This is a genomic window from Neobacillus cucumis (assembly GCF_023715505.1).
This window is the reverse complement of record NZ_JAMBOH010000026.1, coordinates 32483-53989: the sequence shown is the minus strand read 5'-3', so window position 1 is coordinate 53989 and position 21507 is coordinate 32483. Positions and strand designations below refer to the sequence as shown.

Here is a 21507-nt window from a genome sequence, read left to right as displayed (position 1 = left end):
GGAAATGCAGGCAATAAAAAAACACTCTTGGAAAAAACGATTAGAGGCAAAAGAAAAAAGAATGGAGAAAATGAAAGACATAACGAGCAGCCGAATTATTCCTACAAACAAAATTGTTCAGGCGCTTGAAACCTTAATCCGACCTGGTGACCGCGTTGCTCTAGAAGGAAACAATCAGAAGCAGGCATCCTTCCTGTCATCAGCCCTTGCCAAAGCAGACCCGGGAAAATTATATGATTTGCATATGATTATGTCGAGTATATCCCGGCCTGAGCATTTGGATTTATTTGAATATGGAATTGCTAAAAAAGTAGATTTTTCTTACGCCGGCCCGCAAAGTCTTCGGATTGCACAAATGGTTGAGGATGGGAAACTTACAATGGGTGAGATCCATACTTATATAGAGTTGTATGGAAGGTTGTTTATCGACTTGATCCCATCAGTTGCGCTGGTGGCTGCTGACAAAGCCGATGCTGTCGGTAATTTATACACAGGACCGAATACAGAAGAAACTCCAACATTGGTTGAAGCAGCAGCTTTTCGTGATGGGATTGTCATTGCGCAGGTGAATGAACTAGTGGATGAACTTCCGCGTGTTGACATACCTGGTTCATGGATTGATTACGTTGTAGTTGCTGACAAGCCGTATCAACTTGAGCCTCTGTTTACCCGTGATCCGCGCCATATTACAGATATCCAGGTGCTTCAAGCGATGATGATTATCCGTGGTATATATGAAAAGCATCAGGTGAAGTCGTTGAATCATGGAATTGGCTATAATACCGCTGCTGTGGAGTTGTTACTTCCTACATATGGAGAAAAGCTTGGGCTTAAAGGCAAGATCTGCAAACACTGGGCGTTAAATCCGCATCCCACTTTGATTCCCGCAATCGAAAGCGGCTGGGTAGAGAGTGTCCATTGTTTTGGTGGAGAAGTTGGAATGGAAAAATATGTGGCCTCAAGAAGGGATGTATTTTTTACAGGCCGTGATGGAAGTTTACGCTCAAACCGGACATTATGCCAGCTGGCAGGGCAATATGCTGTCGATCTGTTCGTAGGATCAAGTCTGCAAATCGACGCTTACGGAAATTCTTCAACTGTTACCCGCGGGAGGCTTGCAGGGTTCGGAGGGGCACCAAATATGGGACATGACCCAGGTGGAAGGAGACATTCTTCCGAGGCGTGGCTGGACATGAAGACAAATAATCATCCGCTTGCACGCGGGAAAAAGCTGGTAGTCCAGGTAGTAGAAACCTTCCAAAACGGAAATAAACCGGTGTTTGTTGAATCTTTAGATGCATTGGTTGTAAAAAATGATGCAAATCTCGCAACTGCACCTGTCATGATTTATGGTGAAGACGTCACACATATTGTGACAGAAGATGGGATTGCCTATTTATATAAGGCGAACAGCATGGAAGAACGCAGGCAGGCAATTGCAGCAATCGCAGGCGTTACTCCGATTGGGCTTGAACATGACGTTAGAAAAACGGATAAGTTGAGAAGGGAAGGACTAATTGCCCTCCCTGAGGATCTTGGGATTAGAAGAACCGATGCAAAGCGTTCCTTGCTTGCTGCTAAAAATGTAGAAGAGCTGGTGGAATGGTCAGATGGTTTATATGAACCACCTGCTAAATTCCGAAGCTGGTAACAGGAGCAGTCAAATGGAAAAATTACAAACCTACACAGAGAATCTTGCGTTTTTAGCAGTGGAAGCGCTGATTGAGGAGGCAGAACTGACGCCGAAGCCAGGTCTTGTTGACAAAGAAAGCACAGGTTCTCATCACGATATGTCGATTGAATTAATGATTAAATCAGCAGAATCTTTAGAACCGGCGTTCAGAGAAATTGCGAAGGTAAGCTATGGAAGGGTCCCTTCCCAGGAATTAAGGGAAGAGATTGCTGCTATCGGGCGCCAAGGGGAAATCGATATGTTCCAAGCTACTGGGGGTGTGAATACACACAAAGGTGCTATCTGGGCGTTGGGCCTGCTTATTTCAAGCGCTGCCATGAACCCAGGAGAGACATCTTTGGACCATATTGCTAAAACCGCAGGAAACCTTGCCCTCTTCACGGATCGGAACTTGCCACAACAAATAACGAATGGTAAAAGAGTAAAAGAAAAATATGGAGTGAATGGAGCACTTGGGGAAGCTCAGCAGGGGTTCCCACATTTAAGAAACATATCTTTACCTGTTCTTTATGATTCGAGGAGAAGGGGCATCAAAGAGGACCTATGCAGGCTGAATACCTTAATTGCACTTATGGCAAGTCTTGATGACACATGTATTTTACATCGGGGAGGGGCTCGAAGCTTGACCGCTACCAAGGAACTTGCTTCAGAAATCCTACTATTAGGTGGAGTTTGGACACAGACCGGCCGGAAGGTTTTAGAGGAACTTAGTCAATTCTTAATTAAGTGCAATGCTTCCCCAGGTGGGAGTGCCGATTTGCTTGCGGCTACATTATTCCTTGATTATCTCTATAAAAATAACACAAGCCATTTATGGGGGTTCAAAAAGTACTCGCTCATTAGAAAATAAGGAGGGCGCCAATTTGGAAAAATTAATGTTTCGTTTTCCTGCAACAAAAAAATTGAATTCAATTTCACATGTGGGTGTGGTTGGATCTGGAGATTTGGAAATTTTGATGGAACCTTTAGAAGGGACATATACAGAAGTACTTGTACGTACTGGTACAACGGGGTTTAAAGAAACATGGAGCTCCGTTTTAGAGAGATTTTTTTCACAGCATGATGTTTCAGCAATGATTAAGATTAATGATTTCGGTGCAACTCCAGGAGTTGTAACATTACGATTATCACAAGCATTGGAGGTGGCTAACGATGCTCGATACGTTAAAAAATAGCTATGTTGAATGCGGCGGACGTGATAGGGCACGTGCATTGTTGGATAGATCCAGTTACAGGGAATTACTGGACCCATTCACAGGTATTGAATCACCACATTTAGAACCTCAGGGCATTGTCCCGCAAAGTGATGATGGTGTGGTGATTGCAAGGGGAGAACTGCATGGTCTTTCATTATTGGTGATTTCTATTGAAGGGAATTTCCAGGGAGGAGGCATTGGTGAGGTTTCAGGTGCAAAAATTGCCGGTGCACTGGAACTTGCTTTGGAGGAAAATAAAGCAGGCGGATCAGTGTACCCAGTCATTGTGTTTGATACAGGGGGAGTAAGGCTGCAGGAGGCAAACTATGGACTATTGTCAATTGCAGAAATTGGAGCTGCCATCGTCGCGCTTAGGGAATATGTACCGGTTATCGGTATTATTCCAGGGAAAATAGGAGCATTTGGCGGGATGTCCATTACGGCTGGTTTATGCAGCATCTTAATCATGACCCGTGAAGGACGGCTTGGATTAAATGGACCTGAGGTTATCGAGCAAGAAGCCGGAATGGAGGAATTCGATTCCATGGATCGTCAGTTGATCTGGAATACAATTGGCGGGAATCAAAGAAATGCAACGGGATTCGCCGATCTAATTGTGGATGATGATATTGAAGCTTTTCAACAAGCCATTCTTTCTGCAATCAAAAAAGCGGCTGGAAAACCCGCAAGAAGTACCCAGGTTGAAAGGTATCTTATGTTTTTACAAACGGTCGATCCTTCAGAACTCATTAACGCGGAAAAAGCACGTCAGTTATGGAAACAGTCCGAGCAAAATACACTAGATGAATTTAGCTTTAGGAGGCCTATTCAGGAGAATGGGATAGTAAGCAGAGGGAATAAATGGTTTACTCTCTTAACAAAGGGGTCCCCAACTATCAGTAAAACCCCTTCTGTTCTTTGTGCAGATTCCTTTATTGGAAATGTTCCTGCGCGTTTCCTTGCAGTGGTACCGGATAAATTTAGCCGCTTCCCAAGAGCACGATCCGGTGAATTCGGCCTTGAAGAAGGATGGATGATCGCGAAGCATGTACGGGATGTGATCGAGGAGGACCAGAATCAGGAGAAGCGGGCAATTGTCGCAATTGTTGATGTACCAAGCCAGGCTTACGGCTATCGTGAGGAACTTCTGGGGATTCATCAGGCATGTGCTGCGGCAGTTGATGCTTACGCTTCTGCTAGATTAGCAGGACATCCAGTCATTGCCTTTATACCTGGAAAGGCTATTTCGGGTGCATTTCTTTCCCACGGAATGCAAGCCAGCCGTCTGATAGCTTTAGAGGATGAGGGTGTAAATGTTCATGTCATGTCCAAAAAATCAGCAGCTAGAATTACACAGCGTACGATTGAAGAATTGGAAGAAGCGACAAAGAAAGTTCCTGCCATGGCCTATGATATTCGTTCTTTTGAAAAACTAGGGGCACTATTTGCCCTCATGAGTGGTATAAATGCAGATTCCCCAGGGATTTCCGACCGTGCAGCAGTATTTAGTAAATTAGTTGAAGCCATTGAAGACACAAAAAACAGTCCAAGCGATCTTAGCAGCAGACTCAACACTTCTTTTGCACGAGAAGGTGGGCGGGCAGCTTCGATACTTGTACGGAAGAAGCTTGCAGAACAATGGCACTAGAACCACATGATTTACTAAAAGTTAATCCTAGGGATATCATCAGTCACTCTTTAATCCCTAAATGGGTCGTACATTCTTTGGAGACAGCCCCATTTGTTGTGGTCCGGAGGGTGTATGCGCCAAAAGGGCAGGCAGCTATTGGTGTTAGGGGCAAGAAAAGAAACGAGAGATTTGGGGCATTTTTACCGGAAAATTGTATTATTGAACAAATAAAGCCTGAAAACCTTGCCGGAAGAGATCACTGGAAAGATAAACAATCACCTGTTTTCGGAGCAATGGAGTTAGCAAAAGACATATTCAATACTCACAGAATTTCATGGGGGCCTGGAGGAAGTGTCGGTTTCGAGCTTGCCAGTGGTGTGGAAACAGTGACATCAAAAAGTGACCTGGACCTGATCGTTCGTTCACCAGAACCTTTGGAGGTATATAAAGCAAGGGAGATTGTGGAAGAATTAAAAAAATGCCCGGTAAGAGTAGATGTTCAAGTAGAAACCCCTGCCGGTGCCTTTTCATTAATGGAGTATGCAAGAGGTTCCGGGCAAGTGTTATTAAAAACGATGTTTGGTCCAAAGTTGACCAGCAATCCATGGGACGTATCTAATGCTTTTTCCTTATTAAAATAATGGTCAGTATTCCTGTAAATTTCCCTCGCAAATGAAATCAGAGTTATCAACGGTTTGAACAGTTTTTGAACCACTTAACTTTGAGAAAGTAATGATCGTTTTTTTGTTAAAATGCGGGTATGTATTAATTAGCTACTTTCCCCCATATCATTATTTGCTACTAACTTTGACTATCTTATTGATAGTTCTTTTTTTTGATTACATTAATCTAATTAAAATTTCATTTACCTGCTATTACTCCACTAGTTTATAATATAAGGATGTCGAAATTGGTTAGTAGAAGTCAAATCCATACGACGCTTAGAGCGCCTTAAAATGGTGAACTACGGGGAGCCTTTTGTATTTTGGATGAAACAAGGGAAAGAACTAACAGATATTCAACGCGTACTCATTGTTGAAAATCTATCTTTCTTTCATACTTCCATTAAGTTATTGGAAGCGAATGAACTCGATTATGAACCTGAACTGATTATTTATGGTGAAGGGACTAAGCTTGTCCAGCAAACCAATTTAAGACTCAATTGAAGAATGAACTCCTTCTTCATATAAATTAGTACAATACGCCCCTAAACGGTTGCCATTAAGGTATTCTTAGAATATTTGTTTTACAAAATTTATTGGTAATTCAATGAAACATTTTTCCCCTCATTGTCCATTGACACCCCACTATACAATTCACATCTAATGAAACAAATTAAGATAGTTTTTTACGCTTTTTGTCTTTTTTCAGTCAGTTACTTTCTAAATATCTCCAATAGGTTATATACTTTTGTTTATATCTATACTTAAATTTACTAATTAGACTTATATAAACACGTTGGATATAATGTAAATAACCAAATAATCACAAAATTAAAAAAAGACAGAATATTATCTATATTAAAGTTTATTTGGAAGGAAGTGGTTATTGGAGCCTATTATTTTCTTTTTAGACTATTGGAAGAAATTATATTAAAAAATGCAGAATACTTAGTGTTTTTTATCTTGTAATAATATTTAATAATTAATTTAAGGGGGTTAAATTATGTTGAGCCAAGAACAAAACGAAGTTTTAACTCAAGTGGGACCTGATAAACCAATGGGGCAGTTACTAAGAAGGTATTGGCATCCAATCGCTGTAAGTAGCGAAATTGAAAAAATTGGGACTACCAAGAAAGTAAAGATCCTAGGAGAAGATCTTGTGTTATACCGTGATAAATCCAATAAATTGGGGCTCGTAGCTGACAAGTGTGCACACAGGGGAGTATCACTTGAATATGGTATTCCAACTGAATGTGGGATTCGTTGTCAATATCATGGGTGGTCTTATGATAGGACTGGACAATGTGTAGAACAACCGAATGAACCAGAATCTAGTACGTTTAAAAACAGGATTAAAATATCTGGATACATAGTAGAGGAATTAGGTGGACTAGTATTTGCATATATGGGCCCTACACCTGCACCTGAATTACCTAAATGGGATTTATTTGTTCGAGATAATGTCATTCGTACAGTTGGCTTCGCTAAAATACCATGCAATTGGATGCAAATAATGGAAAATTCGTTGGATCCTACACATTTGGAATGGTTACATGGTCATTATTTCCAACATGTATTTGAACAACAAGGAAGACCACAGAGTGATTGGAAAATCACAAAACACCATCTCAAAATTGGGTTTGATGAATTTGAGTGGGGAATTATTAAAAGACGAGTCCTCGAAGGACAAACAGAAGAAAATGAGGATTGGGCTATCGGTCACCCAATTGTTTTTCCAACGATGCTTCGTGTAGGAGACAGTGGGGCGCATTCCTTTCAAATTCGTGTTCCAATTGATGACGAAAATACCCTACATTTTTGGTACACATGTTTTGTTCCTAAAGAAGGGGTTAAGGTACCGGAAAATTATCAAATTTCTTCATATGAATGTCCAATATATGATGAAGATGGCAAATTTATAAATGATTATATTGATGGGCAAGACATGTTGGCATGGATTACGCAGGGTCCTGTTGCAGATAGAACTACTGAACGTTTGGGAACTTCTGATAAAGGAATCATCATGTATCGTCAAATGTTGCAAAGAGAACTAAAAAGAATGGAAAATGGCGAAGATCCTAAATGTGTCATTCGAGATACTAAAATAAATGACAATATTGAACTGCCTCAAGAAGAAAACAAATTTAGTGAGGGTGGTTTATTATCAGGAGTGGCTAAAGACTGGAATACCAGATATGCACCTAACCTTGATGAAATTATCGAGATATGTAAAGGTGGAAAGGTTTTTTCAGGTCTCTAATAGCCCAAGAAGTTCCTTGGGCTATTAGAAGGAACTTCTTCTCTAATTTGAAAGGAGAGGAATGGTTTGAACAACATTAAAAAATATAAAATAAGTCTAAAATACTGTCCAAATTGTGGAGAATCACTTTTGGATTCTAGAAGTCTATTAAACGAATATTGGGTATCCGATGATATTGCCTACTTTTGCTGGTGCAGCAAATGTTCATGGAGAGGTGAAATAGTGGAAATGAAACGAGTGATTGCACCGGAGTTAGCTAATAACTAAGGAAAGTGGGTAAAATGGTGAGCGATTCAATAAATAAATTAAGAGAAAAGGTTGCAATCTCTTGTAGAATATTAGCCATGGAAGGGTTAGTGGATGAAACTCTAGGACATGTTAGTGTTCGGATTCCAAATACTAATACTAATGAAATGTTAATTCGATGTCGTGGAGAAGAAGAAAATGGGTTAAGGTACACGAACATAGATGCAATTAGAAGAGTGGACTTTGATGGGAACAGTGAGGATTTACATGGAAGTTATCAAATCCCTAAAGAACTAGCCATACATGGTGAAATCATGAAATCTCGGCCAGATGTTGGTTGTGTGATACATGCCCATCCACCCGCAGCTTTAATATGTAGTATTTCTAATTTACCACTGCGTCCTATATTTGGTGCTTTTAATATACCAGCAATGCGAATGGCTTTAGAAGGAATACCTATTTTTCCTCGATCCTACCTTGTTACAAGACCTGAATTGGCTGCTCCCATGATAGAACAAATGGGGAATAGGAATATTTGTTTAATGAAAGGCCATGGGATTACAGTAACTGGTGCAACCATCGAAGAGGCAACGATCAATGCTTTGAACTTCAACACATTAGCAAAAATAACGTTAGAAGTAGCAAAAACTGGACAGGAAGCATCAGGGATATCAGAAGAGGATATTGCAGAACTTCCTGATTTAGGAATAAAATTTAATGCTAAATGGGTTTGGCGGTATTATGTTAAAAAACTACAAGAAGCAGAGAGGAGATATTAAATGCCTTTACAAGATGGAATTATCAATATAGGAATTGTAGGATTGGGAATTGCAGGGGCGTCGATGATTCCTGATATATTAAAGCATCCAAAGGTAAGATTGACAGCCGCTTCAACTAGAAACGAAGAAAGATTGAAGAAATTTGCTCAAGATTACGATGTCAAAACCTATTCTTCTATAGATGATTTATGTAAGAGCCCTAATGTTGATGCGGTATACATTGCTACCCCAACTGAATTTCATAAAGAACATGTTAGGATTGCGGCTGCAGCAAAAAAACATATAATTGTAGAAAAACCGCTCGCAACCACTTTAGAAGAAGCGGATGAAATGATCCAAGCAGCTGAAGAAAATGGGGTTAAGTTAATTGTTGGACATTCCCACAGTTTTGAACCTCCCATTCAAAAAATGAAGGAAATTATCGATAGTGGTAAAATGGGAAGAGTTTTAATGATCCATAATTGGTACTTTAATGATTGGTTATACCGTCCAAGAACACCAGAGGAATTAAAAACGGAATTAGGCGGTGGAGTCACCTTCAGGCAAGGAGCACACCAATTTGACATCATTCGCTTGTTAGGTGGAGGGCAGGTAAGGAGTATCCGTGCAGTTACCGGTGTATGGGATTTAACTCGTCCAACCGAAGGCAATCATACAGTCTTTTTGGAGTTTGAGGATGGTACCGCTGCAACTGCTATTTACAATGGATATGATCATTTTCATACAACTGAATTGACATTTGACATTGGTGAAGGTGGGCCTTTAAAAAAGGCGGATATTTATGCACAATCTCGCCGAACCATAAAAGAAACAAGTTCCCAATCTGAAGAAGTTGCTTTAAAAGTAGCTGCAGGGTTTGGGGGTACTCTGGCGAAAAACTATGAAAATACCGAAAAAAATCACCCATTCTTTGGATTGACCGTTGTTAGTTGCGAAAAAGGGGACATCCGTCAACATCCAGATGGTCTTATTGTATATGGAGAAGAAGAAAGATCTATTCTCCCTATTTCCAAAGAACAAACGGGTCGATTTAATGTAATTGATGAACTGTATCGATCTATAGTAGAGAATGAATCACCATTACATGATGGATATTGGGCTAAGGCTAATTTAGAAATTTGCATAAAAGCGATTCAATCATCAAAAGAGAGGAAAGAACTTACCCTGGACTATCAAGTTCCAGTAATTGGGGAAATAAAACATACCGTTTGATAAAGCATTAATTTTTGAATGGTATAAAATCAAAATCTATAAATGGAAAAGAGGGATTATGTGAAATTTCCATTAGGGAAAATGTTAAGTACTGGTACGATAAGAGAACCAGAAGGCTGGATAAAAAAGTTTTTATTACTTTTAATATGTGGAATTTCCATCTTTCAATTTTATGTTGTTTTATTTTCTTCAATCGACCCATTTCTTCATAATTCTATTTTTATCACTTTTATGCTGGCTATTACATTCCTTGTATTTTCTTTCAATAGTATTAAAAAAGGAAATAAAGTACCATTTATAGATCTTCTAATTTCTTTTACACTAATAGGAATCGGGATTTTTATGACTGTTTACTCAGAGCGCTTTCTTACCCGTTGGCCTATGGCAGATCCATTAACTTTGATGGAAATGGTCGTAGGGGTTGTTATGCTTCTAATCGTGTTTGAAGTGACAAGGAGAACATTAGGTTTTGGTTTGCTTGTGATTGTAAGCGCTTTAGTGCTGTATGCATTCTTTGGGCATCTTATTTCTGGTCCTTTTGGACATAAACAGTTTACCCTCATGGAATTTGTAGACCAAATGGTTTATACGGTTAATGGAGTTTTTGGATCCATAGCCAGTGTGGCAGCAACTTTTGTATTCTTTTTTGTCCTTTTCGGTAATCTATTTAATGCTTCCGGTGGTGGAAACTTCTTTTACGCTCTGTCAAAAGCATTAACTGGACGAGTAGCAGGTGGTCCAGCAAAGGTAGCAGTCATTTCAAGTGGTCTGTATGGGTCAATTTCAGGTAGTCCAACAGCAGATGTTGCTACCACTGGCTCTTTCACTATCCCCTCCATGAAAAGGGTGGGATACTCACCAACATATGCGGGGGCAATCGAAGCAACCGCCGCGACTGGTGGTAGCATTCTTCCTCCTGTTATGGGATCAGCAGCATTTTTAATGGCTGAAATGACAGGTATTTCATACTCAGCGATTGCAATAGCGGCCCTTGTTCCTGGATTGTTATATTATTTGGCCATTTTCTGTCAGGTCCATTTCCAGGCTAAAAAATTGAAAATGGCTGGATATGAGGATGAACACATACCGACTGTAAAAGCTGTAATGAAATCGATGGGACAATTTGTCATTCCTATTCTTGTTCTCGTTATATTTCTTGAACAAGGTTTCACTCCTGTATTAGGGGCAATTTCTGCATCCGTAGCAACAATCCTTGTAAGTTACTTAAAAAAGGAAACTCGTCTTACTCCTAGTAAACTATTTAATACCTTGATAGAAACCACTACTCGTATTTCACCATTAGTTGCTGTCTGTGCAGCAGCAGGGGTGGTTGCAGGGGTTATTCAAGTGACAGGCTTAGGAGGTAAATTTTCTGGTCTTATCCATGCAGCATCTGGAGGCAGTTTATTAATGACCATGGTGGTAACGATGATGGTGTGTGTAATTTTTGGTATGGGGATGCCTACCCCTGCTGCTTATGTTCTTACAGCCGTTTTAGCAGCCCCGATTATGATTGAAGTCGGAATCGATATGCTACAAGCTCATTTGTTTATTCTATATTATGCTTGCTTATCAGCGATTACTCCACCAGTTGCAGTTGCTGCTTATGCAGCAGCAGCCATCGCAGGGGCAAATCCAATGAAGATAGGTTTCTTGGCTTGTCGTTTAGGGCTAGTTGCTTTTATTATCCCATTTATGTTTGTTTACGATCCGTCACTGTTGCTAATTGGTTCACCAATAAAAATTAGCATTTCAGTTATAACAGCCATATTAGGTGTGATATCCCTAGCCGCTGGATTGGAAGGTTGGTTTGGCAAGACTCTAGAAAGATGGAAACAGTGGATTGTTGTAATCAGCAGTATCCTTCTTATTTACCCAAGTATTATAACTAGTATTATTGGTTTAATAGGTATTGTATTTACTTTAGTTCCAAACATACCTGATGTAGTTAAAGATTTCAAAGGTACTGATAGATTCCAAGTAAAAGAGATTAAAATGTTAAATTCAAAGATCGAAAGTTAAATTAGGAAAAGTTTAAACATAACAAACAAAGGGGAAATGAAAAGAATGAAAAAATTCTATCAATTTGTCAGCATTCTACTAGTTTTAATACTAGTTTTAGCAGGATGTGGAGGAAAGCCAACAAAGGAAGTCTCTTCAAAAGCAAAGACTAGTAGTAAAGGAGATATTAAGGTAACCATCGCTGGTGGATCGGCTGGTGGCCTATGGAGCACAATTGGTGAGGGATTAGGCGAATCAATTAAACGTTCTTATCCTAATTCAACCTTTACGTATCAACCTGGTCAGGATGGTGCGAATATCATGACAGTTATGACAGGTCAAGCAGAATTTGGAATTGTCAGTGCATCGGCAGCAAAATGGGCATATAAAGGGGAGAAGCCTTACACATCTAAAATGGATAAAGTGCGAACAGTTGCCTATCTACATTCCATGCCATACCATTTCGCAGTTAGTGAAGATTCAGGAATATCATCAATCGAACAAATTGTAAAAGAAAAGATGCCATTGGTAGCGGCTGTAAATACAAAAAATTCCCCAATGGAAATATCCAACCGCGTTGTTTTTAAAAGCTATGGAAGCAGCTATGAACAAATTGAAAAGAACGGGGGAAAGATTCAGTATTTAGCCGTTTCAAAAGCCAATGATCAGATTAAAGATAACAAGATGGATGGATCATTATCACCACTTCCAACACCTGCAGGTAACTTAATTGAATTGAATACAAGTAAGCCAATGAAAATATTACCTCTATCTGATAAAGCAATTAAAGCAATGGAAAAAGAACTTGCCGCCAAACCATATACCATAAAGGCTGGTACATATCCATTTGTAAAAAAGGATATACCTACAGCAGCAGTTGACACGATTTTGGTTACCAGTGCAGATGTACCAGATGATGTAGTGTATAAAGTAACTAAGGCAATATATGAACATCTTGATTACCTTTACACGGTGCACAAGTCTTTTGAAGCGGTAACGAAAGACACAATTGCAGATGTACAGGGAGCTCCGATGCATCCAGGTGCAGAAAAGTTCTACAAGGAAGCAGGAATATTGAAAAAGTAAGCATTGCTTGGAAAAAATAAAAAAAAAGTCTGATCTGTCGAACAATAGAGATAACACTGAGGGAGTAAAAATATGAATGGTGCTCAGGCAGTCATTGAAACACTGCAACGTGAAGGAATAAAATATGCTTTTGGTTTACCAGGCACGACAATCATGCATTTAATTGATGCTTTATATGATAATGATGAGATCCGCTATATATCAGTCCGTCATGAACAAATAGCTGCGTTCATGGCGGATGGATTTGCAAGATCAACAGGAACAATTGGTGTCTGTATGGCTTCAAGAGGCCCCGGTGCAGCAAACCTAACCATCGGCATTCATAATGCATACGCAGAGTCAGTTCCTATCTTAGCAATAATAGGGCAAGTTTCGGATGAAATTTACTATCGAGATGCCTTTGAAGAAATGGATCTTGTTAAATTTTTTGAACCTATCACAAAATGGTCAATTGAAATCCACCAAACGCCCAGAATTCCGGAATTACTTCAAAGAGGGATAAAAACAGCACTTTCAGGCAGACCAAGGCCTGTAGCTATTTCAATTCCGCTTGATGTTCAAATTAGTGAAATAAAAGAATTCTCGTTCAGGCCTGTTCATCGATTAAATCATCGTGTTATTGATGTAAACGGTATCAAACGAGCGGTTGAAATACTTAAAGACGCCAAGGATCCTGTGATCATTGCAGGAGGTGGGGTAGCGATTTCAAATGGGACAAATGAGTTGATTCAGTTGGCAGAGCAGCTTGCCATCCCTGTAATAACCACTTGGAGAAAACCGAATGTATTTCCGAATAATCATTCCCTTTATTTTGGAAATGTGGGACCTGGATGTGCCCCTTCCAGTTGGGAACTAATAAAAGAGGCTGATGTTATTTTCGCTGTAGGCATGCATTTTTCGGAGTTTTCAACAAATAGATGGACATCAATATCAAATAAAACAAAATTGATTCATATTGATATTGATGAAAATGAAATAGGGAAGATCTACATCCCTGAGGTAAGTTTATTGGGGGATGCAAAGGAGACCATGAAAGTAATCATTGACCAGTTGGCTAGCTATACAGAAAATTTAGTTGACCGGGCAAACTTCAATAAGTATTTACCTAAATATCTAGAAGAGACGAAGTTACCAGAGTTGGTTACCGATTGTCCTGTTTCTTCCATTTCTGTTCTCGAATCTATAAACCGTTTAATGAACGAAAAAGATGTCATAATAGTGGAAGATGCAGCTACCTTCGGACCATGGCTTACTCGATATGGAAAATTTAAACCAGGAAACTTTTATGCAGCCGCAGGTGGATCCATGGGGTGGGGATTTCCTGCATCCATGGGGATTAAGCTTGCTAATCCTGAAAGGATCGTTTTAAGCGTCACAGGAGATGGAGCATTTTGGATGGTGGCTCAAGATTTAGAGACCGCAGTCCGAGAGAATATTCCAGTTGTCAATATTGTCTTAAATAATTTCTGTTATGGTAATACACGGGATAGGCAAAAAACAGCTCATGATGGACGACATATAGGGATTCATTACAATAATATTGACTTTGCTGAATTTGCACGTTTACTAGGTGCTTACGGCGAGCGGGTAGAATCTGCCGAACAATTAGATGGAGCAATAAATCGAGCAATCGCTTCAGGAAAACCTGCAATCATTGATATCATTCAGGATCAGTGGGAAGGGCTGCCTCCAGATGCGATACCGGCCACTGCTAGGTAGTTTGGATATCAGGATAAAGGTAATGAAACAATAATTAAACTAACAAACACTGAGAAAATTGTTTTGTATGTTTCTATCAAAAATGAATTAAGAAATAACTTTAGTAGACTCGACGTTTAACTATATACAGAGAGTTAAACGTCGATTTCTTGAAATAGGAAATATTCCTAGCGTAAGGGGGGAATTGCAATTATGGAAAGAGTATTCAAGATTAAGAATAAATAGAGATGAGGTAAATTTGAATGGGAGAAACGTTGGCGTTACTTGCTTTAGTTTTATTTTCTTCTAACATTATTTTGACGAAGTTAGCAATTGCTCGACTAGATATTAATATTGGATTTCTTATTTCTGTATGGGTAAATGTTCTTTTTGCTGCAGGTTTATTTTTAATCCAATTGCTTTTTTTTAAGGAAGGCCAGTTTGATTGGCATACTAAGGGATTTTTATTGTTTTTAACTGCGGGGTTTTTCAGTACCTATATGGGGCGTTGGTTTTTCTTTGAAACGATTGATAGGTTAGGTCCCTCGCGTGCAAGTACATTTCAAGTAAGTAATCCTATGTTTACAACAATTATTGCATGGCTATTCATGGGCGAGAAACTAAGTTGGGTGGATTTGCTTTCAGTTGGTGTTATATTATGTGGTTTGTTCTTAGTTTCATATGTTGCGAAAAATTCAGCAAAAAGAGAGATTGCAGCAAGTAAAGAAAATTTAATGATGCAACCGTCAAGGCAATCTTCCATTATTGGGCTAATAAAATCAGGAATATTACTTGCTTTTCTGAGTTCACTTTCTTATGCGATTGGAAACGTTCTTAGAGGTGCAGCCATTAAAAACTGGAATGAACCAATTCTAGGAAGTATCTTTGGGGCAGTGTTAGGGCTGATACTGTTTTCGATGACCAATAAAAGTGCCCATTCTTTTTTGGGCCAGATTAAAAAGTCTGACCCAAGGGGCGTATTATTGTATGTCGCTAGCGGTATAATAACAATTTCTGCACAAATCTCCGTGATTGCGTCCATGCGATATATTCCTATATCAATTGCAAATCTTATTACCATGTCTACACCAGTTATTGTGACACCAATTAGTTTTTTTCTCTTCAAAAATCAAGAAGGTATTACCTACCGGACGCTGCTTGGGACTATTTTAGTACTTACAGGTATATGTTTCATCATTTTGGTTTAAATCATTTTTTATAGGTTTAAAGTTGGTGATTTATCTCTTTTGTTTCTTCTAAAATATAATTTATAAAATTCTCCATTGTAGGGGAAATATAAGCTCCTTCTTTTATTATTAAATAATAATCTAGAGCTGGAAGGTATTCCTGAATTAATGGGACTGGTACTAATTCTCCGTTTGATAATTCCCTATCAATCGTTATTCGCGGCAGGAAGGCAATACCTAATTGGGAGATAACGGCCATTTTGATTGATTCGATATCATCAAGGCGCATATTGAATTTATATTCATTTGTATCCAATCCAAGCTTGCGAAGTTCGTTTTTGATAATTTCTCCATGAGAGGTCCTTGGCAAGGAACCAACCAGAGGGGCTTTTTGTAACACATCCTGAACTGTTCCATGCCATGTTGCCCACTGGGATCCTCCAGCACAAACTAATGTCCAGTAATCCTTCCGAATTAGGTATTTTTTAAAGTCAGATGGAATGGTTTGATCCTTTGACCAAACGCCAAAACCAACATTTACTTTCTCGTCCAACACATAACGAGAAATTTTTTCTGTATTATCATAGGTAGTAGATAATTCAACAGAAGGGTATTGCTGTATAAATTTTAGGATGAATTTAGGTAGTATATAACGTCCAAAGGGGCGATTACTGCCAATGGCAATTTCTCCAGTTTCTCCGGACACTAGTTCTTTAACGGATGAACGTAATCTTTTGTCAAGGCTAAGTAAATTTGACGCATACTGCGCCACATGTATACCAACACTAGTTAGCTCAATATTGTTTCCTTTTCTAACAAATAACTTAGCACCCAATCTTTCTTCCAGGGATTTTATTTGTAGACTTAAAGCTGGTTGTGTCATATGTAGACTTCTGGCCGCTTGAGAATAACTGCGATGTTCAACTACACAACAAAACAATTGTAATTGATGCAGATTTAAAGGCATGTCCAATATAGCTTCATCTCCCAATATTTATTTTCTATTAGACTTAGAGTAAGATCTTGTAGGTTATAAATAAATATAAATATGTTTAACAATAAATTGATATTTGTATTATATCTGAAATTAAAGTAGAGTACCATTTATATTTCAAATATTTTTAATATTTGAAATATAAATTAGCTTTTTTTCACACTTAAAAGTAAATAATTGCTGCTTTTTAAAACAGTTAAAACACAGCAATCTAGTAGGAGGAAAATATGAGTACATTAGGAGAAACGATAGATAAAGCAGAATGGGAAGATCTTAAAAACAAGCTTTTACAAAGGGAGTATCGGATGCTAATAGGAGGTCAATTAGTAGGTGCACAAGGCGGTGAAACATATGAAACTTATAGTCCTTCAACAGGGGAACTCCTTGGTTCTGTCCCATTTGCTCAAAGCGTAGATGTTCATGCAGCGGTCGATTCCGCTAAAAAAGCTTTTGAATTTTGGCGGAAAACACCTCCACTTGATCGGGCGAAGATGTTAAAAACATTGGTTAAAGAATTTAAGAAAAGGGCTCAACAATATGCTGTTCTTGATGCAGTTAATGGAGGAAACCCAGTTACCGCAATGCTTTCAGATGTATTTAGTGCAGTAGATATGATGGAGTATGTCATTGGTATGGTTACTGAATTAAAAGGTGAGACCATCCCATCTTCTGGAATAAACTGGCATCTTACTCGTCGAGAACCATATGGGGTCATTGGAAAAATTATCCCCTTCAATCACCCGATTATGTTTACAGCAGAAAAAATTGTTGCTCCTTTAATTGCAGGAAACACGGTTGTATTAAAAGCTCCTGATCAATCTCCACTCTCATCCCTTCTTTTTGCAGAGATTTGTCAGTCTATCCTTCCACCAGGAGTGGTTAATATCTTAACCGGGGATGGTCCAATTACTGGTAATGCACTTGTTTGTCACCCTGCTGTTAAGCGTATAGCACTAATTGGAAGTGTAGGGACGGGGAAAGCGATTTTAAAGTCATCTGCTGATGTTGCGATTAAACATGTGTCTTTGGAATTGGGCGGAAAAAATGCCATGATTGTTTATCCTGATGCTGATATAGAAAAAGCGGTAGAAGGTGCGGTTGGGGGAATGAACTTTATGTGGTGTCAAGGCCAGTCATGTGGTTCAACATCAAGATTATTTTTACATGAAGACATTTATGATGAATTCATTGAGAGATTAATTAAAAGAGTGGGGCAAATCAAGTTAGGATTGCCCATCGATCCGGAAACTGAAATGGGATGCCTTGTCTCACAGCCACAATTTGACAGAGTAATGGGATATATTAAATCAGGGTTAGAACAAGGTGCAACGCTTGTGGTAGGGGGAGAAAAACCTAAGGGGTCAGTTTTTCAGAAAGGTCATTTTGTAGAACCAACTGTTTTTACAAATGTTACTGAGGATATGAAAATTTTTAAAGAGGAGATTTTTGGTCCTGTTTTATCCTTAATATGTTGGAATGAAAAAGAGGATGTGATTCGACAAGTGAATGCTCTTCCTTACGGATTAACTGCGTCCATCTGGACAAACCATTTACCTACCGCTTTTGAGACTATTGATCGAATTGAAGCAGGATTTATTTGGGTTAATGGAAGTTCAAGGCATTTTCTTGGGGTCCCATATCAAGGATTTAAGGATAGTGGGATCGGTTCTGAAGAAGGTTTAGACGAGATCCTGAGTTATACACAAGTGAAAACAGTAAACATAATGATGGAATAAAGTCTTCGGATTTAAGTGGAGTGGTATTCCTTTGTTCAGATGATGCGAACTTCATTAAAGGGCTAACTTTTAATATAAACGGAGGTATAACAATCCGATTATAAAGCTAAAGGAACCATATCTGATAAATTAATAACATATAATGGTGGTTAAGTGATCTACTTAATTCATAAATCAAAAGGCCAATCCAGTAATTTGCTGATTGACCTTTTGAAAATTGAAATTAACCTTGATGACTCGTATACCATGAGAGCTCCACTATTGATCTTTGGTAAGCATTCCCCGCATAAGTCCCTTAGAGCCAAGATAATATAAGCGGTCTGCTATTGCCATGAATAATAAGATTGCCAGTTCGTAAGCGGAACCGGTGAAGCAGTCTTTCATACCAGTAATCTTATTTAACTATAATGATCAAAATGGATATTGGCGATATTTTGTTTGGATGGAAACCCATTTTGTAACTGTGAATTCTTCTACCACCCATGGGTTGCCAAATCGGCCTAATCCGCTCGCTTTATTCCCCCCGAATGGAATATTTGGTGCGTCATTCACCGTCTGGTCGTTGATATGGGTCATGCCGCTATCAATTTGTAATGCAAGATTTTCCCCATTTTTTAAATCTCTAGTAAAAATTGCAGAACTTAAGCCATACTCTGTATCGTTGGTTTTTTCACTTCATGCCAAGCTAACTGAGGTCTTTCAACTGGATATCCGTATTCTTGACGATATCTTTTACGCTCTTCAGTAAAATCAAACCAATTTTTTTCGCTACCAGGGTGTTTGGCATAATGTACAATACATCTTAAAGAATCTTCCACACAAGGTTCTTCCCAATATCCATAAAGTGCTTCCAAACGATTAATTAAATCAGCACCATCCACATTTTTAATCTCTTCAAGAGAATAATAACCTAGATCAATTACTCGTTGAGCGACTTTGGGACCGATAGAGGGTATCAATTGGAATTGAGCAAGACCACGGAGGTATTTAGTTCGTTCAAAAGAAGTTTGTAAACACTTGGATAAATGTGAAATGTCCATACCGGGTATCTCTTTTAATTTTATTTTACACGTTTTTAATTGTACTTTTTCTTTTTGTGTTAATGGAAGTTTGGGAGAAGAAATTTTCATATAATTTCACCTACTTTGCAGATTGACAGGATTACAGTCCAGCCATTATAGTCGTTAAACCCCACGTTTTCTTCCCCTAAGTCCTGACGGTAAAAAATGGTGTCATGGGTTATAAGTGTTCCTGAAAAAAGTTGTCCATTATTCCCTGTTAAGTGCGTTGAGAGTGGAAAATCATAAATCCCCCCAAAACCCTTTAATAGCAAGGGTCCTCAATAACTTATGATAATTGAAGATAATTTGAAATAATACTGTTCTTCTAACTTCAAAACTGCTTGAGACTTGTGTGCAAGGTCTGGTGGGTTCGATTCCCACACAGTCCTGCCAAAATTTATTATTTTTCCCTGACAATCAAGGCTGAAATCCAGCCTTCGATCCCGTTTGTGGTTTGAACTTTTAGCCACTTAATTCCTTGGGAATCTACTTGTTCTTCATTCAAAAAGTGCATTATTTCTTCATTTGTAATAGTGTATAACCGGGGCGCTGTTAGTGTGGGAGCTTCACGAATATTTCCGCCATCTTCATATTTCTTATTTAAAATTAATACTTTCTGGTCAGGGGAAGCCCCGGATGCTTGTATATGCACATGTTCTTGGTTTAACCATACCTCAGCTTTCTTCCATTTTTGTGTATACCACTCATTTGGATTGTTCATGATTGCTGCAGTAAGCAAAATCACTAAAGAGGTGGCAGAATAGAAGGTCCATCTTTTAATCCTGTTCTTATACCTTTTCCGTTTCATGAAGAGCTGAATCATTTTGTTGAAAAAACTTTCGAACAAGGCAAACAGTCCTTCAATGAAATTAATCCAAACAGCTATGCCAGCCTTTCCTGCTTCTCTCCGGCTTCTTTGCATCTTGCAAAGAAGTGCCATGATTGGATAAGAAATGAGATAAAGCATTTTTTTCAACAAACGGCACAATAAGTTTAAGAAGGGTGGAACAATGTACAACAAAATCAGCCTTGCAAGCTGCAGGAGCACAAAGAAAGCCAAAACTAGGCGCAACCATTCCGGCAGGACAGAAATAAGTGACCAGATCCAAAACAGCTGATTTAAAATGGATTCCACAATCGCTAATCTCCTTTATTTAAATAGGATGGAAGTTCTCTCCTTGGACCAGCAATCTGTTTTTTTCTATTGATGTTTTCCAGATTGACGGGGAGATAGGGGAAGAGTTTTTTTAGCTTGGCCAATCTTTGTTCTGCATCAAACTGGTTAATAGAGTGATCGTTGATCAAGTTTAAAAGTTGTTTGTTTACCTCATATTTGAAAGTTTGATTTTGGCTAAACTCCGATTCCACTAGCCGCTTTGCCATTTCATTCTTTTCTCCAAGCTTCCCAGCAGTGATAAAATCACCTGCTTGAAGGGCTTCTTTAATCGAGGCCGAAATGCGGCGCGCTTCCTCCAAGTCCAGAGCCTCTTGATAGGCAGATAGTTCAGCGGTCCGATCTAAATCGGCGATCGCCTCATCATGGCGCTGGTCCCGAATACCTTGCCGGATCAAAACACGAATATTTCGAACAACAATTCCAGCCTCCCTTAACACCTTGACTAATGGCGAGGTTTGAAAAAATTCTTCAATATGCCGGGCAAAGCTCAGATCTTCTTCAATAGGATAAAATCTTGCTTCCGACTCCACCCAGAAGGGCAGATTATTGTTAATAATGTGGCCAATTTCTCCTGCATTTTGTTGAACTAACCGTTCGGGGTGTTCAACGGCAATATCGATAAACAAATTGACAGAAAACCTTCTTCCTCTTGTTGCCGAAGGGACTTCCTCTTTGTAGCTGATGGTTTGCTGCTGCATATTGACTGTATAAACCCTTTTATACTTGCCAATCCGCAATTCACTAAGTGACAAACGCTCTCCATTTTTAACTGCATAGTATTCGTTGTGATTATTAACATAGACAAAGGCATAAGTCATAGACGACGCCGGCGGTTTTTCAAAAAAGCTAAATTTCACTTCTTTAACATCTTCAATAAATTGCATTAGGT

Annotated in this window: 19 protein-coding genes and 1 pseudogene; 15 read left to right on the top strand and 5 right to left on the bottom strand. The window is 39.0% G+C overall.

Translation table 11 applies throughout. The features are described 5' to 3' along the window. Positions 1 to 4 precede the first annotated feature (4 nt). The 14 genes from mdcA to M3226_RS24890 all read left to right on the top strand — a co-directional run bounded on the left by mdcA (position 5) and on the right by M3226_RS24890 (position 15671). A complete protein-coding gene (mdcA, locus tag M3226_RS24955; protein ID WP_251571343.1) occupies positions 5 to 1651 on the top strand; it encodes a malonate decarboxylase subunit alpha in 1647 nt (548 codons plus the stop codon). 13 nt (positions 1652 to 1664) lie between these two features. Next, entirely contained in the window at positions 1665 to 2543 is an 879-nt protein-coding gene (locus M3226_RS24950; RefSeq protein WP_251571342.1) for a triphosphoribosyl-dephospho-CoA synthase, read from the top strand. 13 nt (positions 2544 to 2556) lie between these two features. Continuing rightward, on the top strand, positions 2557 to 2868 hold the full coding sequence (locus M3226_RS24945; RefSeq protein WP_251571341.1) for a malonate decarboxylase subunit delta: 312 nt from the start codon (positions 2557 to 2559) through the stop codon (positions 2866 to 2868). After that, the gene (locus M3226_RS24940) at positions 2846 to 4537 is read left to right on the top strand and encodes a biotin-independent malonate decarboxylase subunit beta (protein ID WP_251571340.1); all 1692 of its coding nucleotides are present in this window, start codon (positions 2846 to 2848) and stop codon (positions 4535 to 4537) included. Before M3226_RS24945 ends, M3226_RS24940 begins: the two co-directional genes overlap by 23 nt. After that, positions 4528 to 5160 (top strand): malonate decarboxylase holo-ACP synthase, encoded by a 633-nt coding sequence (locus M3226_RS24935; RefSeq protein ID WP_251571339.1) that lies wholly within the window; start codon positions 4528 to 4530, stop codon positions 5158 to 5160. The genes M3226_RS24940 and M3226_RS24935 overlap by 10 nt, the downstream gene beginning before the upstream one ends. A 315-nt stretch (positions 5161 to 5475) precedes the next feature. Beyond that, positions 5476 to 5685 (top strand): hypothetical protein, encoded by a 210-nt coding sequence (locus tag M3226_RS24930; protein ID WP_251571338.1) that lies wholly within the window; start codon positions 5476 to 5478, stop codon positions 5683 to 5685. Between the two features lie 499 nt (positions 5686 to 6184). Next, positions 6185 to 7441 carry an aromatic ring-hydroxylating dioxygenase subunit alpha gene (locus M3226_RS24925; protein WP_251571337.1) on the top strand — a complete coding sequence of 419 codons (1257 nt, stop codon included), beginning with the start codon at positions 6185 to 6187 and terminating at the stop codon, positions 7439 to 7441. A 129-nt stretch (positions 7442 to 7570) separates the two neighbouring features. Then, positions 7571 to 7708 carry a hypothetical protein gene (locus M3226_RS24920; protein ID WP_251571336.1) on the top strand — a complete coding sequence of 46 codons (138 nt, stop codon included), beginning with the start codon at positions 7571 to 7573 and terminating at the stop codon, positions 7706 to 7708. 14 nt (positions 7709 to 7722) lie between these two features. Beyond that, a complete protein-coding gene (locus M3226_RS24915; RefSeq protein ID WP_251571335.1) occupies positions 7723 to 8466 on the top strand; it encodes a class II aldolase/adducin family protein in 744 nt (247 codons plus the stop codon). Beyond that, positions 8467 to 9678: a Gfo/Idh/MocA family protein gene (locus M3226_RS24910; RefSeq protein ID WP_251571334.1), complete on the top strand. Its 1212-nt coding sequence runs from the start codon at positions 8467 to 8469 to the stop codon at positions 9676 to 9678. It abuts the gene before it with no gap. A gap of 60 nt (positions 9679 to 9738) precedes the next feature. Next, the gene (locus tag M3226_RS24905; RefSeq protein ID WP_251571333.1) at positions 9739 to 11700 is read left to right on the top strand and encodes a TRAP transporter permease; all 1962 of its coding nucleotides are present in this window, start codon (positions 9739 to 9741) and stop codon (positions 11698 to 11700) included. Positions 11701 to 11745: 45 nt separating this feature from the next. Then, positions 11746 to 12765, top strand: a complete 1020-nt coding sequence (locus tag M3226_RS24900) for a TAXI family TRAP transporter solute-binding subunit (RefSeq protein ID WP_176541273.1) — start codon at positions 11746 to 11748, stop codon at positions 12763 to 12765. Between the two features lie 72 nt (positions 12766 to 12837). Further along, on the top strand, positions 12838 to 14484 hold the full coding sequence (locus tag M3226_RS24895) for a thiamine pyrophosphate-binding protein (RefSeq protein WP_251571332.1): 1647 nt from the start codon (positions 12838 to 12840) through the stop codon (positions 14482 to 14484). Positions 14485 to 14726: 242 nt separating this feature from the next. After that, positions 14727 to 15671 carry a DMT family transporter gene (locus M3226_RS24890; protein WP_251571331.1) on the top strand — a complete coding sequence of 315 codons (945 nt, stop codon included), beginning with the start codon at positions 14727 to 14729 and terminating at the stop codon, positions 15669 to 15671. A 16-nt stretch (positions 15672 to 15687) separates the two neighbouring features. Here the strand turns inward: M3226_RS24890 and M3226_RS24885 are convergent, their stop codons facing one another. After that, on the bottom strand, positions 15688 to 16617 hold the full coding sequence (locus M3226_RS24885) for a LysR family transcriptional regulator (protein ID WP_251571361.1): 930 nt from the start codon (positions 16615 to 16617) through the stop codon (positions 15688 to 15690). 254 nt (positions 16618 to 16871) lie between these two features. On the opposite strand from M3226_RS24885, the gene M3226_RS24880 reads away from it, so the two are divergent. Beyond that, positions 16872 to 18380, top strand: a complete 1509-nt coding sequence (locus M3226_RS24880; RefSeq protein ID WP_251571330.1) for an aldehyde dehydrogenase family protein — start codon at positions 16872 to 16874, stop codon at positions 18378 to 18380. Between the two features lie 411 nt (positions 18381 to 18791). Here the strand turns inward: M3226_RS24880 and M3226_RS32555 are convergent. The 4 genes and pseudogenes from M3226_RS32555 to M3226_RS24860 form a co-directional block, all read right to left on the bottom strand. After that, positions 18792 to 19052 (bottom strand): annotated as a pseudogene (locus tag M3226_RS32555) (aldehyde dehydrogenase family protein); the annotation flags it as partial. After that, positions 19022 to 19510 (bottom strand): helix-hairpin-helix domain-containing protein, encoded by a 489-nt coding sequence (locus M3226_RS32845; protein ID WP_251571329.1) that lies wholly within the window; start codon positions 19508 to 19510, stop codon positions 19022 to 19024. The gene M3226_RS32845 and the pseudogene M3226_RS32555, both read right to left, overlap by 31 nt. Positions 19511 to 19841: 331 nt before the next feature. Further along, the gene (locus tag M3226_RS32545; RefSeq protein WP_251571328.1) at positions 19842 to 20576 is read right to left on the bottom strand and encodes an SH3 domain-containing protein; all 735 of its coding nucleotides are present in this window, start codon (positions 20574 to 20576) and stop codon (positions 19842 to 19844) included. 5 nt (positions 20577 to 20581) lie between these two features. Beyond that, complete coding sequence (locus M3226_RS24860; RefSeq protein WP_251571327.1) at positions 20582 to 21502, bottom strand: hypothetical protein; 921 nt, start codon at positions 21500 to 21502, stop codon at positions 20582 to 20584. Between the last annotated feature and the right edge of the window lie 5 nt (positions 21503 to 21507).

Excerpts from the sequence above, each read along its gene's own strand:
- mdcA (WP_251571343.1), top strand. The coding sequence starts at position 5 with ATGCAGGCAATAAAAAAACACTCTTGGAAAAAACGATTAGAGGCAAAA.
- M3226_RS24950 (WP_251571342.1), top strand. The coding sequence starts at position 1,665 with ATGGAAAAATTACAAACCTACACAGAGAATCTTGCGTTTTTAGCAGTG.
- M3226_RS24940 (WP_251571340.1), top strand. The coding sequence starts at position 2,846 with ATGCTCGATACGTTAAAAAATAGCTATGTTGAATGCGGCGGACGTGAT.
- M3226_RS24935 (WP_251571339.1), top strand. The coding sequence starts at position 4,528 with ATGGCACTAGAACCACATGATTTACTAAAAGTTAATCCTAGGGATATC.
- M3226_RS24930 (WP_251571338.1), top strand. The coding sequence starts at position 5,476 with ATGGTGAACTACGGGGAGCCTTTTGTATTTTGGATGAAACAAGGGAAA.
- M3226_RS24925 (WP_251571337.1), top strand. The coding sequence starts at position 6,185 with ATGTTGAGCCAAGAACAAAACGAAGTTTTAACTCAAGTGGGACCTGAT.
- M3226_RS24915 (WP_251571335.1), top strand. The coding sequence starts at position 7,723 with ATGGTGAGCGATTCAATAAATAAATTAAGAGAAAAGGTTGCAATCTCT.
- M3226_RS24910 (WP_251571334.1), top strand. The coding sequence starts at position 8,467 with ATGCCTTTACAAGATGGAATTATCAATATAGGAATTGTAGGATTGGGA.
- M3226_RS24900 (WP_176541273.1), top strand. The coding sequence starts at position 11,746 with ATGAAAAAATTCTATCAATTTGTCAGCATTCTACTAGTTTTAATACTA.
- M3226_RS24895 (WP_251571332.1), top strand. The coding sequence starts at position 12,838 with ATGAATGGTGCTCAGGCAGTCATTGAAACACTGCAACGTGAAGGAATA.
- M3226_RS24890 (WP_251571331.1), top strand. The coding sequence starts at position 14,727 with ATGGGAGAAACGTTGGCGTTACTTGCTTTAGTTTTATTTTCTTCTAAC.
- M3226_RS24885 (WP_251571361.1), bottom strand. The coding sequence starts at position 16,617 with ATGCCTTTAAATCTGCATCAATTACAATTGTTTTGTTGTGTAGTTGAA.
- M3226_RS24880 (WP_251571330.1), top strand. The coding sequence starts at position 16,872 with ATGAGTACATTAGGAGAAACGATAGATAAAGCAGAATGGGAAGATCTT.
- M3226_RS32845 (WP_251571329.1), bottom strand. The coding sequence starts at position 19,510 with ATGAAAATTTCTTCTCCCAAACTTCCATTAACACAAAAAGAAAAAGTA.
- M3226_RS24860 (WP_251571327.1), bottom strand. The coding sequence starts at position 21,502 with ATGCAATTTATTGAAGATGTTAAAGAAGTGAAATTTAGCTTTTTTGAA.